The sequence below is a fragment of the Flavobacterium sp. KH_001 genome (assembly GCF_057840745.1).
In genome coordinates this window covers 1,733,371-1,749,099 of record NZ_CM174520.1, presented here as the reverse complement: position 1 = coordinate 1,749,099, position 15,729 = coordinate 1,733,371, and the positions used below count along the sequence as shown (strand labels likewise).

The window sequence follows — 15,729 nt, the reverse complement described above, 5'->3', positions numbered from 1 at the left end:
TCCCTCCCATCAGGGCTAGGGAACTCATTTTCATAAGACTATTATTCCCTCACAATTTCAATTTTTCTTCTAATTTCATTTCCAAAAGCATCCACAACCGTAATATAATGAGTTCCCGAAGTTGGCGTAATTGGCAATTCATGAAACGTTTTGGTGGTCGCTTTATAAACATCATCAACATACCAAAAAAGTTCTTTATCTCTTTCTGAATAAGCAACTTTCAAAATTACAGGCTGTACTTCGCTATTAAAATTCTTCGTTAAATAAATTTTACTATTCGTTTTCGGATAAATAAAATCCATTGTGGTGGTTTGCGTTCCCTGACAATCTTCCTTAAATGGCGGCAAAGGCAAATATTCAATATGCTGACTTTTGTAATACCACGCCATAACCGGAGGCAAAACAAACCAGCTTTTAGTCACAATATTATCAACGCTTTCACAACTGCTATTGACCTGGAATTGCTCCGATTTATCTAAATGAACCTTTTTATGATACGGACAAACTGCCGTAGATTTTCCTTTTTTAGAAACCCACTGTTTGATTTTTGGACAATCTTCTTTCGCCAGATAACCACTTAAACGGCAAACCTCAACTTCTTCTAAATCCTTATAAGGCGTTGCGAACCACTTTTGTCTCGGCAATAAATTAAAAACATCAAATAAAATAGGTGCAGCGCTAGTTACTCCGGTTAAAGTTGGTCTTCCTTCCCCAGTAGCATTTCCAACCCATATTCCAACTACATATTTTGAATTTGTTCCAATGGCCCAGGCATCTCTATTTCCAAAACTTGTTCCGGTTTTCCAGGCAATTTTCAACGAACTGTCATAAAACTTCCAGGCTTCATCGCCTTCTGGTCGGTTCACTTCTTCCATCGCATTATACGTCAGCCAAATTGCTCCCGCTCCCATTATATTTTTCTGATCCGTTTCTGATCCAAAATCGGGTTCAAAATCATTTTTATAATTTAATTCTACAAATTCCTTAGTTCGATACTTTGCCTGGTTTTTAGTATAATAATTAACTGTGGACGATAATCCTGCATATGTTCGGCATAAATCCCATAAATTACTTTCGGCACCACCCAAAATAAGCGACAATCCGTAATGATCTGGTGTTTTATTGATATCTCTTAATTTGAATTTTTGCAATTCTTCATAAAACTTATTTACACCAAAATCCTGAAGCATCAAAACGGCCGGAATATTCAGTGATCGCGACAATGCGCGATGCGCCGGCACCGCTCCGTCAAATGTGAGATTAAAATTTTGCGGGGTGTAACCCGCAATTTGAGTAGGTACATCAGCCACTAAAGTATTCGGTAGCAATTCGCCATCGTCCAGCATTCCGGCGTATAAAAGCGGTTTTAGAATACTTCCTGTACTTCTTGGTGCATCAATAATATCGACATCTTTTTGATGGTCTTTATCTGTTGGTGCATTCCCAACATAGCTCATTACATTTCGATTCGAAACATCAATAACCAAAATCGCTAAATTATTTACTTCGTTCTGTTTGTATTGATTATAATAATACTTCGCAATTTGATTGACTCTATTTTGCAAAGCATAATCAATAGTAGTTTTCACACGGGTTCCTTCTTCATTTTTTGCCACGCGCTGCAATAAATGAGGAGCAATTTGAGGTAAATCATAAGGTTTTTGTGGTAATGGTTCTTCTATTGACAATTCATAAGTCTGTCTATCAATTATCCCTTCCTGATGTAATTTCAATAAAAGCCGGTTACGCTTATTCAATAATTTTATCTGATTCTTCCCTGGATAAATTAAACTTGGAGCATTTGGCAAAACGGCCAAAGTCGCATTCTCTGCCCAGGATAATTGATTTGACTGCACTCCAAAATAACGCCATGATGCCATCTCTAAACCTACGACATTCCCACCAAAAGGAGCATGAGCTGCATACATTTCTAAAATTTTATTTTTAGAATATCCTAATTCTAGCCGGGTTGCGAGAATAATTTCGATTAATTTTTCAAAATAGGTTCTTCCTTTTCCTTTTCGAGATAAACGAATAACCTGCTGTGTTAATGTACTTCCACCTCGGACAACTTTTCCAGCCTTTTTATTTTGCTTAATAGCATTTACCATCGCAACGGGATTAAATCCGGGATGTTTGTAGAAGTATTCGTCTTCAAAATAGACAATACATTTTTTGAATTTATCAGGCACACTGTCTTGGGCAGGAAAACGCCATTGTCCGTCATCGGCTATTTTCGCTCCAAGTAATTCTCCTTCTTTACTTTCAATTACTGTAGAATAAGGCTCCTGAAATAATGTTCGCGGTAAAGAGAAATAATAAATCAGCAAAAGCAGAAATGCAATTGCCGATTTTATTTTATTCTTTTTTATCCAATTTATAATGCGTTGTGAGAACGCTATTAATTTATTTTTCAAAGTAATTCGAAAGTTTTTTTAGTATCCTAACAGGTTTTCAAAACCTGTTAGGTATCTTTTTAATAATAACTATAAGAAAATCAACTTTCTCTTAATACCATACCTAACAGGTTTTGAAAACCTGTTAGGAGAGAAAACTAAATAATAAAACGGCTCTTTTAATCGTCACTTAAACTTACGTCATTTAGTATTCCTTCATAAACAATTCTTCTTTCATCATGACAAAATTTAAAGTTTTCTAAGTCATCAAATAATTCAAGAATAAATTGTCTATCAATACTACTTTGTTTAACTGATAAATAGGAACGATACGATGAATGTAAATAATTATCGAAGTGTTCAGTAAATTTATGCTTAATCGGATTCAAATGAACATAAATGATTAATTGCTTTAAATAATTTTCATTTTCAATTCTATTGCGTTGCAGATGTTCTTGAAATAGGCTCCCAGTTCTATTATATGCTTTATTGATACTTTTAGAATAGGCATTAAACAAATTCGAAAATGGTAAATGAATTTTTTCTTTAAATTTTTCCGGTATATCTTTTCTATCCTTAATTCGTAAAACTATATGAAAATGATTCTTAAGTAAACAATAGGCATAAATATCAGCAATTGGAATAATATATTTTTTTAATTTTTCCAGAAAATAATTATAATTCTTTTCTTCAATAAAAATATTCTCTTTGTTATTTCCTCTATTATAAATGTGATAATATTGTCCTTCTTCGAAAAAATCCTTCTTCACCTTCTCTAATTTTATTATCCTAACAGGTTTTTATTAAAACCTGTTAGGTATATTTTTCTTTCTTTAACTAACACCAATAATACCTAACAGGTTTTAGAAACCTGTTAGGATACGTTTATTTCACCACCTCAACCCAGAATCCTTTTGTTCTGGCTAAGAAAGTATTATCATACATCGCCTCACATTGTAAACCTGGCAAGTAATAATTCCCAAGATAAGAAGCGTTTAATAAAATTCGGAATACTTTTGTTTCTCCGGCTTTCATTCCAAAATAGAAATTAGTTCGGTCGTCTCGAATATCAATATAATCTGCAATGTTGTTTGTTGCATCGCCATAATCGGTAAAACGGGTATTTACGATTTCGAATCCTGAAGGCAGAATTTGAGATAATGCGACATTTTCTACATGTTCATTTCTTTGATTTCGTATTGTCACTTCAGCAACAAATTCAGTTCCCTGACTAATTTTTGAAACATTAATAACACTTCCTTTTCTGTTTTTGAAAACAATAGAAGCCGAAACATCACTCGCAATTGCTTTCTCTTGTCCGATTGGCAATATTCCAGTGTTCAAAACACGAACATAAACTGTGTTGTTTTTAATGTTTTTCAGTGTTATGCTATTAGCGCCCGTTTGAGCAACCAAACTTCTGTCTGCGATTGTTTTTTGAGTATTTATCGTCTCGCCTTTTCCGTTTTTGCTAAACTGAATATTGATTCCTTTTGGACCGTTACTTACAGCAAATTTCGACATAGCATATAAACAATAAGCCGTTGTCTGCGTGCTCATCCATTGATTATTTGACATTTGTTTAGCTAATTTTGAAGCCATCACAAATGCTTTTTGTTTTTGTCCTAACAGCAACATTGTTTCCAAAGCCATTGCTCTGTTTCTTTCGCTTGAACCGTAATAGTAATAATTGTAGTTACTAGATTCGTCTTCAATTTTGCTATGCAAAAACAAGTTCAATCCAGCCGATTTTTGACCCGCCAAAACATATGCTGCAGCCAAACGCAGTTTACTTTCATTTGAAATCCCTTTAGTTTCTCTTAATCTGTTCATTGAAGATAAATCGGCATTTCCAACTAAAGCTAAAGTGTATAATCTATACGACTGAGCCAAATCATTTCCGTATTTCGCTTCAAAACGCCATTGTTTTGCTTCGCGTTGTTGATACGAAATCCATTTTGATTTGAAATTAATTGGCAACACATAGCCTTTTTTCTCTGCTTCAATCAGGAAATGTCCGGCATATGAAGTTCCCCAATCATCTGCAATTGTATTGCCTTGCCAGTAAGCTACGCCTCCATTTGACAATTGAAAACTTCCTAATCTTGTAATTCCGGCTGTAATATTCTTTTGAATAATTCCTCTGCGTGTTGCATCTAAATCAACAACATCATTTAAATACAATTGTGGAAAAACAGACGAAGTCGTTTGCTCCACACAACCATGCGGATATTGAATAAGATATTGTAATCTTCCATTCAAATTCATCGTTGGCATTGACGAAACTTCCAATCTTGCTTTATTGCTTCCTGAAACTCCAAAAGTTTTCCATGAAATCGTTTTGGTGCTGTTTGGAGGCAGAATTACATCCGTAAAAGTATTCGTAACCGGATTTGGATTTGTCATATCGATTTCGACATCGTAAACCGATTTCTCTTTTCCTGAAGTAGCAACAACCTGAACTTTGGCAATTCCTGTCGCAGAACCTACAACCAAATTAAAATAGGCCATTTTTTCGTCAGGCGAAGCAAAAGTCAAGGATTGCGTTGCGCTTCCCATCACTTTTAACCCGTTGCTTGTTTTGATCTGAATCGACACATTTTTGATACTATTTTCCGTTGCAAAAACCGTAACCGGAATCGTTACTTTTTCTGAAGGCGAAATTTTTCGTGGCAACGAAGCCAAAACCATTAACGGACTTTTAACCGGAGTTGCTTTTTCAACACTTCCGTAAGCGCTTGTGTTCGCATCTCCCGCAACCACCATAGTTCGAACTGAACCAATATATTTTGGTAATTTTAATTGATGTGATTTCGTTTGTCCTTTTTCCAATTTAAACGGCCCATAATACAAAACAACAGGTTTAAAACGGTTTGCTTTTTTAGCTTTTCCCCCGCCTAAATCCTGATCCCCACCAATACTGAAAATCTGATTTATTTTTCCGCCATACGCTCCAATTACATCATCGTAAATATCCCAGGTTTTAACGCCTAAAGCCTCACGAACATAAAAACTATCCCAGGCATTTGGTGTTTTAAAACGGGTTAAATCCAGTAAACCTTCATCAACAACCGCAATGGTATAGGTCATTTCTTTTCCGGTTTTTTCTCCCACTTTTACCGTAAAGGTTTGCTCTGGTTTTAAAACATCCGGCATTGAAAGTGTTGGTGCCAAAATCGTATTTTTATCCACCACTTCAATAGGAACGATTCCGTACATACGAATTGGCGAATCGTTTTTCGTTGAAGCGTGAGGTTGTAATAATGTGATATTAAAATACACATTTGGAGCCATTGCCGAAGTTATTGGTACTTCAACTTTTGTTTCTCCTTTTTGTGTTTTTGCCCAAATGGTCTGTACCACTTTTGATCCGTTTTCGATAGAAATCAAAGCTCTTCCGCCTTCACTTGAAGGAAAAGAAATCTGTGCTTTTTCTCCAACAGCATAGTTTTTCTTATCTGTCGAAAAAACCAACATATTGGCTGTTGAAGCATCTCTGTTACGCGTTTTTCCAGACCAAATTGGCCAGTCAATATTTACCGTTAAAGCTGTTGCATGACCGTCTGCATTATCTGAAACACGAATCAAATAACGTCCCCATTCTTCATCGGTTAAAGAAAACTGAACACTTCCTTTTCCGCTTGAATCGGTATTGATTACAAATGTTTTGTATGAAGTTGTCGCATTCGAAGAATTATAATTGGATAAATTATCGCTCGAAGCGTCCCACCACCAGCGCCATTCTACTTTATACACTTTAACTTCAAGATTTCTAACCGATTTAGGCCTTCCATTTTCATCGACCGTTACAATATCAAAACGATTGTTGGTTCTGGTTTCCAGCATTCCATATTTGTTAGGTTCCGGAGATTTAATTCCGACATAGGTTTTGTATGGCGAATAAGTAGTCGAAATTACATCGGTACTAAAATCTCCCCCCTCTTCATATACTTTTGTAATGAACGAAGCACGAAGCATTCCCGGTGCCTGACCTTGTAATTTTGGCTGAATATTTACTGATGCCTTTCCGTTTTCATTTAATTTTCCGGAGAAAACATTAATTTCTTCTGTGCTGAATTGACGTACTAAATCATCAAAACTAAATTTCTCATATCCTTTAAAAGTGGTAGTTTGCTGGGAAAATTTCGCCTGCATTTCTACATTCAGATTTTTAGCAATCGCACCATGAAGCCAGGTTACTTCTAGATTATCAGTATTTGGATAAGATGATGAAAGTGTTTTTCTTGTAAATGTATTTTTGATTTTTAAACGATTGGGCTTGATCGTTTCAATTTTGATGCTTTTGTAAAATTTAGCACCACCAACACTTACCATTGCTTCCCAATTTCCTGTTGGTGCATCCTGACTTGTTGGAACGGTAAAAGCATAATGGTTTAATTCATTTGTTTTCTGAACCGTCTGATAAACAGTCTTACCATTTGGATCATTCAATCTAAATTTGATTGGATGTGATTTCGGAAGTTTATTTGATGCATCATTCAAAATGAAAGACAAATACAAATTATCGCCCGGACGCCAAACGCCACGTTCTCCATAAATAAATCCTTTTAAGCCTTTTTGTAAAGTTTCGCCGGCAACATCAAAATTACTAACGGACAACGAAAGTCCGTCATCCAGCTTCACGTAAGTGGATTGATTTCCTAAGGAAACAATAGCAAAATAAGCGAATTTATTCAGTTGAAAAGATGCAATTCCTTCGCTGCTTGTTGCAGCAGTAGCTATTTTTTGCTGTTGATAGGTGTACAAATCCACTCTTGCATTTGAAACTGGTTCTGTTGTTACAATATTGTTTACAGCGAATACATACGATTTATTCTCTCCTCTTTTTGCAATTACACCTAAATCTGTTGCCAGAATATTAGTTGCAATTTTAGCATTATAATAATAAGAGCTGGTGCAAGGATCCTGGCTTTCTCTCCATTCGTAATCGTCATAATAGTAATCATCGTAAGAGTTCTCACTATAGTTCACATCATTCTCATCGACTTCTTCTTCCTCTTCTTCATTTTGATCAGCCTCTGAAGTTTCGCATTTGTATAGAGAATATTTCTTTTTGTAGACAAATTCTACTCTGTAAATGGCGCCGGGTTCCGGTGTGATTATTTTAGATAAATCCAAAGCAAAAGTGTTCCACTTAGCTGGGTTTATCAATTTGCTTTCAATTAAATTCAAAGTAGTTTTGGCGATGGGCTGAGCCACTTTCTTGAGATTTTGAGCTCCGTTTAATTCATTGTACTGCAAAAATTGCAGTATATTATTCTTGTAAATTTTATAAACTTTTACATCAACCGCACTTAAGTTTACGGCTTCGAAATTCAGTTTTAAATTATTAGAACTTGGTAAAATAGTTCCGTTTTTAATGAATTTGATGCTTGGTTTTATTTGATCAAAAGAGATTTTCTCAGTGTAATTTGAGTCCATTTTTTTGCCATACTGACTTTCGATTCCCTGAAAAACTTCAATCAATAAATCTCCCGCCAAAATTTGTTCGGGTTCAGACTGTGGTTCTTCTTCCTGAACCACTTCTACTGCATCATCTACAACCGCCGCAGCGCTATCAACTACAACTGTAGCCGAATCTACTAACGAAACCGCCGTTTCTTCTACAGGTACGGAAACCGTAACTTCTTTTTGAACTGGTGCTTTTTCATTATTGAAATACACTTTCAGTAAATTTCCCTGGGTTGAAAATTTTAAATTATTGGTATTCTGAATCGAAACCAAACCTGCAAAATCCTGTCCTTTTTCTAAAGGTTCAGAAAAGTTAATCAAAACGGATTGATTGCTTCCGTCCGGAACTTCAACTTTGACGATTTTAAATTCGTTTATATTCGTAATCGGCACATCAATTTGTCCTTTCTGGTCAATATCAAAATCGCTTCCGTCATAAATAATCTCCAGATTTGTGGCTTCAGAATAACGCTGAATACTGTCAATTATAAAATTGAATTCTTTTGCAGAACCCGATTTTGCATCAAATTTAATTTTAAGATTATTTCCCTTTTGTTTTGCTTCAACTAACTTCTTAGCGGTTTCAATATCAATATTATCCGCTGTTTTAAGAACGCAGTTCAGGTATTGATATTCTTTGCTGTACGATTGAATATCAGCCGTATTTATGGTAAAATCCTGCTTAATTGTTTTGACGGTAAAATTAAAATCTGAAAGTTCCTTTTCTTTCTCTTTTGGAAGTGTAATTAGTTTATCTAAGTTTAAAGTAACCTGATATTCTGTTCCCGGTTTCAGCTTTTTTTCTGGAATAAAAGCAATGGTGTTAGGAGAAAGTGCCACCACTTTTCCATCGACACTTGGAGAAATATCAAACAAATCACTGTCTAAAACCTGATTGGCTTTCCATTCTTTTTTATCGAAGGCCAAAACTACCCTAATGTCCGATTCCGACGAGACTATTCCCCCCGTGAAACTGACTATATACTCTTTAAATAATGAAAAATCGGAATTGAAATCGGCTGCTGATTTTCTGCCGCAAGATTGAAAAATAAAAAACACACAAAACACGAGAACTAATCCTTTTGCTTTCACTTTTATTTAGAGTTAATGGGTTACGAATTTTAAAGAAATGACAGAACGTTTTAACATTTTACTATTAAAACCATAACTAGCCAAATGCCAATTATATTGTAGTAAATGTAAAGTATTTTTTGAAATATTTTAAGAGGAAAATTCGCTACTCTGACTATTTAACTTTTGTTGAAGTTTTTAAAAAATGAATTATTAAAATACTATATTTCAAAACGTTTAATACTATAGAAAATGGCAGAGCAATCAAATAGATATTCTACTGAAAATGAATTTATTGTAAAAAATAAAAATGTAATTATATATCTGCTAGGTGTAGTAACATTTTTTATTTTGATTGGTTTCATTGATTATTATCTTTTACCGGTTTCAAAAACCACTGATGTAATAACTCATTACAGCATTCAAACGACTGGAAAATCCAAACAAAAAATTTCTTACCATTATTTTACACAAAAAGGATTTAGATTCTCAACAGCAAAAGAATACATTGAAGACAATAAGATTGAGATCAAAACTTCTTTATTGTTTAAATCGATAACAGAGGTTAAATCAAAAACAAAAAACTATACCAACCTACTTTCCAGTAGCTTAAGCACCAACGGTATCCTGTTTTATTTTTGTCTTGTTTTACTTTTTTCAATAGGAGTAAGTTTAAAAATACTTATTTCAGAAAAAGGTTTCTCAGAAAATACATTTTATAATATAATCTGTTTTAATTCCTTTATGATTTTCGTATGTCTTTATATGACTTACTTATTCTGATACAATAAAAACAGCTTTTTACCAGAATTTTTAAAGCTCTGTTCCAAGTTTAGACAAAACCTTATCCATTTCGGCAAAATGTTTTTTTGTATTGGCGGCATAAAATAATTGATTGTCCTCTATGATTATAATTACATCGTCCTTGTAATTACCATAAAAACTTATTCCGCCCAGCCATTGCTTAAAAGAGAATCCTTTATTTTGAAAATTTTCAGCAGTAAACTTTAATTCATGTGGTTCTAATTCGTAAAATGTATTACAAGGATATTCCAATGCATAACCTGCCTGAAGAAAAGCCATTGCAGTAAAAAACTCAGTTAATGTGTCCGTCTCCACTTTCCATTCCTTTCCATCTTCACTTATGTAAACAGGTGGATTAGCTTTTGATAAATCATTTTTATGGATTCCCCAAACGCAAGCTCTCTGATTTTCAGAATAAAATATCAAATGATCAATTTGTTTGTAATACTGAAAACGTTCCGGTACAATTAATAAATCTTGTGTATGATTTAAGTTTTCAATTTTGCCCAATTCAGTATAATAATCAACAAATACCTGTGGAAGTTTGCCAAAAATATCTTTAACAATTTGAATCTCATCACTAGTAAAACCTTTAGGTTCTGTAATGTGATATAGCTCTTTTATTATTGAAAAATCAGTCATTATTTATCTTACCAAAAATTTTACTTTCGCCTTTCTATAAAAAAACGTTTCATTAAATCAGCAGCTTCATTAGCCATAATTCCGGAAACGACGGTAGTTTTGGGATGCAGTTTTGTTCCCATAACTATAAAACCGCGTTGTTCATCTCGTGCACCGAAAACAATTTTCGAAATCTGACTCCAGTACAAAGCGCCGGCACACATTTGGCAGGGTTCGAGCGTCACATATAAGGTACAATCTTTTAGATATTTTCCACCAAGAAAATTTGCTGCAGCTGTAATGGATTGCATTTCGGCATGAGCCGTAACATCGTTCAACAATTCGGTTAAATTATGACTGCTCGCAATTACTTTATTGGCTACTACAATTACAGCTCCAACGGGAATTTCACCTTTATCAAAGGCTATTTCAGCTTCCTGTAAAGCTTTTTTCATAAAATATTCGTCGGTGAAAGGATTTATCATAGTTGCAAAAGTACATTTTTGAAATAATTATTTCTGGGTTACAAATCAAAAAACATCAATGAAAACCTTAAATTTTTTCTCTCCTTAACTTCTTATCAAAAATTAATCGCCTCAAATAAAGCGTTTTTTTGAGGCGATTAATACAATTAATTGCCTCATTCTTTTTGAAAGTGATTTTCATATCTATTTTTTATTACATTTAAATATTGAAATTCAAACATGGAAAGAAAATACAAATTAACAATACCGGAACCTTGTACAGAGAACTGGGACAAAATGACTCCAAAAGAAAACGGTCGTTTTTGCCTAAGTTGTTCAAAAACCGTTGTTGACTTTACTTCGATGTTACCTAATGAAGTACAGCATTTTTTCATCCAAAATCAAAACCAGAATATCTGCGGAAGATTTAAAACTCAACAATTAGAAACCATAACGATTCAAATTCCGAGTCAGGTTTTATATTCACAAATTTATTACCATAAAATGTTCCTACTGGCATTATTTATTGCTATGGGAACAACTTTATTTAGTTGTCAGGATAAAAACGGAAATAAAAATAAAATTGATAAAATTGAGATCGTTGACAATACAGAAAACTATCAAGATGAAAATGACGTTCATCCTTCATGTTATGGGCATAAGATTGAATCTAAAAAACGAAAAACAAAAGAACAATTTACTGGCAGAATTACACAAGGAGCGGTAGTACCTTCTTCTTATATTGAAGAAGGAGCTTATAAGTATAATATTATATACAATTCAACTGACTTAGACATTGTACCAGTTCCAGAAGATGGAATGATAAAATTCCTTGCTTTTTTTAGCAAAAATTATAATACTCCAAAAACAGCAGAAGGATTTAGAGGAAAAGCTTTTATTATATTTGTTATCGAACAAGATGGCAGTTTAAGTAATTTCAACATAGTTAAAAATACGCCGAAGGAAATAGGAGAAGAAGCGATTAGAGTTTTGAAAACAGCTCCAAATTGGATTCCCGGAAAGCTTAATAGCAAAATCGTACGTTCTTCTTATATTTTACCAATCAAAATTAAATAATGGAAAGAAAATACAAATTAGCGATTCCAGAACCTTGTCAAGAAAACTGGAATAATATGACGCCAAAAGATAATGGTCGTTTTTGCCTGAGCTGTTCAAAAACCGTTGTTGACTTCACATCGATGTTACCTAATGAAGTACAGCATTTTTTCATCCAAAATCAAAACAAAAAGATCTGCGGAAGGTTTAAAAATTCCCAATTAGATTCAATAACGATTCAAATTCCGAATCGCGTTTTATACACTCAGATACATTATCCTAAAATGTTTTTACTGGCTTTGTTTATTGCAATGGGTACAACTTTGTTTAGCTGTCAGGATAAAAATGGAAATAAGCAAAAAATTAATAAAGTAGAAGTTGTTCAAGATGATGTTCCGGTAGAACATATTTCTGTTGGTGACCCAAAAATTAATACTTTAAACGATACCATTGTACCACCCCCTCCACCTCCTCCAAAAGTAGACCAGGTTAAATTTAAAAAACCAGTTTCTGTAAATTCCAGCAAAAACATTACAGATAAAAAACATCCTTCAAATCAGGCTAAAGAAGATGATTCCCAATTTGTTACGGGTGCTGTAATGCAGACAAATGCAGAATTCCCAGGAGGTATTGATCCATTCTATACCTTTTTTGGAAAAGAATTTAAAACACCGGAAAATGTAAATGCCAAAAACCTCAAAATTCGAATCTCTTTTGCAGTAGAAAAAAACGGGTCTTTGTCCTATATTGAATCAGTACCGGTAGTTGACAAAACAATAGAGCAAGAAATTATTAGAGTTTTAAGCTTATCCCCAAAATGGCAGCCGGGAGAATCTAATGGAAAAAAAATAAGAATGCAATATTCCTTACCAATTGTATTAGAATAAGATCTCACTTAAAAAATTAAATTTAAAACCGTAAATTTGCTTTTTACCTTACAATGAAAAGCAATTTACTCTCCAACATAGTCAACCCTGCCGATTTACGTCTTTTAAAAGAAGAACAGCTTCCAGAAGTCGCGCAAGAATTACGTCAATTTATTATTGACATTGTTTCTGTGAAAGAAGGCCATTTGGGCGCTAGTTTGGGCGTTATTGAACTGACAATTGCGTTACATTATGTTTTTAAAACGCCTGAAGATTTATTGGTTTGGGATGTTGGCCATCAGGCTTACGGACATAAAATTTTGACCGAAAGAAGAGAAAATTTCCATACTAACAGACAAATCGGAGGTATTTCCGGTTTCCCGAAAAGGAGCGAAAGTGTGTACGATACTTTTGGTGTTGGACACTCGTCTACTTCTATTTCTGCGGCTCTCGGAATGGCAATTGCTTCCCAATTAAAAGGCGATTTTAACAAACAACATATTGCAGTTATAGGCGATGCTTCAATTGCAAGCGGAATGGCTTTTGAAGGTTTGAATCATGCCGGAGTTACCGATGCTAACTTACTGGTTATTCTGAATGACAATGCTATCGGAATTGACCCTAGCGTTGGTGCGCTTAAAAAATACCTTACTGCTGTAAAAGAAGGGAAAAATCCGAAGAAAAACAACATGATCAAATCCCTGAATTTTGATTATTCAGGCCCAATTGACGGTCATGATCTTCCGAATTTAATAAAAGAATTAAACCGATTAAAAAATATAAAAGGCCCTAAATTCCTTCATATTGTCACTACCAAAGGAAAAGGTCTGCAGCAAGCTGAAGAAAATCAGGTCAAATATCACGCTCCTGGAAAATTTGATGCTGCAACAGGGGAACTGCTTTTAAAATCAGAAGAAAATTTACCTCCAAAATATCAGGATGTTTTTGGCTTAACGATTTTGGATTTAGCCAAAAAGAACGAAAAAATCATTGGAATTACTCCCGCAATGCCATCTGGTAGCTCTCTAAAGTTTATGATGGATGAAATTCCGGAACGTGCTTTTGATGTTGGAATTGCAGAGCAACATGCCGTAACGCTTGCTGCCGGAATGGCAACTCAGGGTATGATTGTGTATTGCAATATCTATTCGACCTTTCTACAGCGCGCCTATGATCAGGTTATTCACGATGTGGCTTTACAAAATCTTCCAGTTATTTTTTGCTTAGACAGAGCCGGCTTAGTTGGTGAAGACGGCGCAACCCATCATGGCGTTTTTGATATTGCTTATTTGCGAGCAATTCCGAACATGATTATCTACGCGCCAATCAACGAAATTGCACTTCAAAATATTTTATATACTGCTCAATTAGGACTCGACCATCCAATCGCCATTCGATATCCACGCGGTCGAGGTGTTTTACCAAATTGGGAAGTAGAAAATTTCGGACATTATGAAAAAATTAAAATAGGTGAAGCCAGCTGCCTAAAAAACGGCACAAAAATTGCGGTTTTATCAACAGGAAGCATAGGTAATAATGTTATTGAAGCACTGAATGAATGTTCAAATGCTGACGAGATTGCCCATTATGACTTTCCTTTTATTAAACCACTAGACAACAATATATTACACTCTATTTTTTCTAGCTTCCATCGTATAATCACTATCGAAGAATCAACAATAAATGGAGGATTTGGAAGCGCTATTTTAGAGTTTTCTGCTGCAAATAATTACAAAAATGATATTCAAATTTTGGGTATTCCGGACGTATTTATTGAGCATGGAACTGTAAATCAATTGCAACAATTGTGTAAAATTGACGTTAAAAGTTTGGTAAATCTTTTTTCTAACGATTCAAAATAATTATTTTGCACAACCGAAATATTAAATTCAACCTAATGAAATTATTGCGTTCTACCCTTTTGTTGCTGTTGCTTTTGTGTACTTCAAATAACTTCGCTCAAATTATCCAAACAACTTTAGACCCGAATCAATTACCAAAATTACCCTCTAACTGGACTAAAAAAAACCAAGTAGGTTTTGACATTTCAGAAATTGCTTTTGTTAACTGGAGTGCCGGGGGAACAAGTTCTATCTCAGGTTTATTTAAGGGTGAATTTGGAAGAACTTATGCAAAAGGAAATCATAAATGGGTGAACGAACTTATTGTAAAATATGGTTTAAATAAGCAAGATGGTACCGAACTAAGAAAAACGGATGATGCATTCCAATTAAACTCAACCTATGGATTTAGAAAAGATACCGTATCGAATTGGTATTATTCAGCGAAATTCAATTTCAATACGCAATTTTCAAACGGTTATAATTATCCGAATAAAGATATTGAGATTTCCAAACCTTTTGCACCAGCCTATATCTTTTTAGGAGCCGGAGCTGAAAACTCAAATAAAGCAAAAAACAGAACGTTTTATTTCTCACCAATCACTTTAAAGACTACTTTGGTACTAGACGATTATTTAGCTAATCAGGGATCTTTTGGTGTTAGAAAAGCCGTTTATGCCCCAGATCCGCTTGATCCTGCAGCTCAGATACTAATTGAAGAAGGACAAAAAGTAAAAGCTGAATTTGGTATTCTGTTTACCGCATATATGAAAAGCGAGGTCTTTAAAAATATATTTTACGAAAACAGATTAAGCCTTTATACTGATTATTTAAACAAATTCGGAAACGTCGATGTCGATTATGACACACGTTTAGATCTTGTTGTAAATGCTTATGTAAAAGCAAATATTGGCATCCATTTAGTTTATGACGATGATATCAAAACTAAAAAGGATGTTGTTGATCCAACTACCGGAGCAACATCTCAGGTTAATGACGGACCAAGAGCACAGTTAAGACAGGTTTTAGGTGTTGGTTTGGTTTATGCTTTTCAATAGTAAAAAATCAATTTTAAAAAAATAAAAACACCCCATAAAATGATCATTCTATGGGGTGTTTTTTTATTAGTTAAACCTGA

General features: G+C 34.3%; 10 protein-coding genes. 5 read left to right on the top strand and 5 right to left on the bottom strand.

Features of this window, described 5'->3' with window-relative positions; translation table 11 throughout:
- Positions 1-41: 41 nt before the first annotated feature.
- The 3 genes from pbpC to AC3ITQ_RS07650 all read right to left on the bottom strand — a co-directional run bounded on the left by pbpC (position 42) and on the right by AC3ITQ_RS07650 (position 8,960).
- Complete coding sequence (pbpC, locus tag AC3ITQ_RS07660; protein WP_489237784.1) at positions 42-2,417, bottom strand: penicillin-binding protein 1C; 2,376 nt, start codon at positions 2,415-2,417, stop codon at positions 42-44.
- 158 nt (positions 2,418-2,575) lie between these two features.
- Positions 2,576-3,166, bottom strand: coding sequence for a transposase (locus tag AC3ITQ_RS07655; protein WP_026983820.1), 591 nt, complete (start codon positions 3,164-3,166; stop codon positions 2,576-2,578).
- Positions 3,167-3,281: 115 nt separating this feature from the next.
- The gene (locus tag AC3ITQ_RS07650) at positions 3,282-8,960 is read right to left on the bottom strand and encodes an alpha-2-macroglobulin family protein (RefSeq protein WP_489237782.1); all 5,679 of its coding nucleotides are present in this window, start codon (positions 8,958-8,960) and stop codon (positions 3,282-3,284) included.
- 231 nt (positions 8,961-9,191) lie between these two features.
- On the opposite strand from AC3ITQ_RS07650, the gene AC3ITQ_RS07645 reads away from it, so the two are divergent.
- Complete coding sequence (locus AC3ITQ_RS07645; RefSeq protein ID WP_489237781.1) at positions 9,192-9,722, top strand: hypothetical protein; 531 nt, start codon at positions 9,192-9,194, stop codon at positions 9,720-9,722.
- Between the two features lie 30 nt (positions 9,723-9,752).
- On the opposite strand, the gene AC3ITQ_RS07640 is transcribed toward AC3ITQ_RS07645, so the two are convergent.
- Together AC3ITQ_RS07640 and AC3ITQ_RS07635 are read right to left on the bottom strand one after the other, a co-directional pair.
- A complete protein-coding gene (locus tag AC3ITQ_RS07640) occupies positions 9,753-10,385 on the bottom strand; it encodes a hypothetical protein (RefSeq protein ID WP_489237779.1) in 633 nt (210 codons plus the stop codon).
- Between the two features lie 20 nt (positions 10,386-10,405).
- A complete protein-coding gene (locus tag AC3ITQ_RS07635; protein ID WP_489237778.1) occupies positions 10,406-10,849 on the bottom strand; it encodes a nucleoside deaminase in 444 nt (147 codons plus the stop codon).
- A gap of 219 nt (positions 10,850-11,068) precedes the next feature.
- Between AC3ITQ_RS07635 and AC3ITQ_RS07630 the strand changes: the two genes are divergently transcribed.
- From AC3ITQ_RS07630 to AC3ITQ_RS07615, 4 genes are read left to right on the top strand one after another with little or no spacing between them, the layout of a single operon-like run.
- The gene (locus AC3ITQ_RS07630) at positions 11,069-11,905 is read left to right on the top strand and encodes an energy transducer TonB (RefSeq protein ID WP_489237776.1); all 837 of its coding nucleotides are present in this window, start codon (positions 11,069-11,071) and stop codon (positions 11,903-11,905) included.
- Entirely contained in the window at positions 11,905-12,771 is an 867-nt protein-coding gene (locus AC3ITQ_RS07625; protein WP_489237774.1) for a hypothetical protein, read from the top strand. The genes AC3ITQ_RS07630 and AC3ITQ_RS07625 overlap by 1 nt, the downstream gene beginning before the upstream one ends.
- A gap of 53 nt (positions 12,772-12,824) precedes the next feature.
- Positions 12,825-14,612 (top strand): 1-deoxy-D-xylulose-5-phosphate synthase, encoded by a 1,788-nt coding sequence (locus AC3ITQ_RS07620; protein WP_489237772.1) that lies wholly within the window; start codon positions 12,825-12,827, stop codon positions 14,610-14,612.
- 35 nt (positions 14,613-14,647) lie between these two features.
- Complete coding sequence (locus AC3ITQ_RS07615; RefSeq protein WP_489237771.1) at positions 14,648-15,649, top strand: DUF3078 domain-containing protein; 1,002 nt, start codon at positions 14,648-14,650, stop codon at positions 15,647-15,649.
- The last annotated feature ends 80 nt before the right edge of the window (positions 15,650-15,729 follow it).

Bases quoted from the DNA above. Each gene is read 5' to 3' on its own strand.
- AC3ITQ_RS07625 (WP_489237774.1), top strand. From the start codon at position 11,905: ATGGAAAGAAAATACAAATTAGCGATTCCAGAACCTTGTCAAGAAAAC.
- AC3ITQ_RS07630 (WP_489237776.1), top strand. From the start codon at position 11,069: ATGGAAAGAAAATACAAATTAACAATACCGGAACCTTGTACAGAGAAC.
- AC3ITQ_RS07620 (WP_489237772.1), top strand. From the start codon at position 12,825: ATGAAAAGCAATTTACTCTCCAACATAGTCAACCCTGCCGATTTACGT.
- AC3ITQ_RS07635 (WP_489237778.1), bottom strand. From the start codon at position 10,849: ATGATAAATCCTTTCACCGACGAATATTTTATGAAAAAAGCTTTACAG.
- AC3ITQ_RS07615 (WP_489237771.1), top strand. From the start codon at position 14,648: ATGAAATTATTGCGTTCTACCCTTTTGTTGCTGTTGCTTTTGTGTACT.
- AC3ITQ_RS07640 (WP_489237779.1), bottom strand. From the start codon at position 10,385: ATGACTGATTTTTCAATAATAAAAGAGCTATATCACATTACAGAACCT.
- AC3ITQ_RS07645 (WP_489237781.1), top strand. From the start codon at position 9,192: ATGGCAGAGCAATCAAATAGATATTCTACTGAAAATGAATTTATTGTA.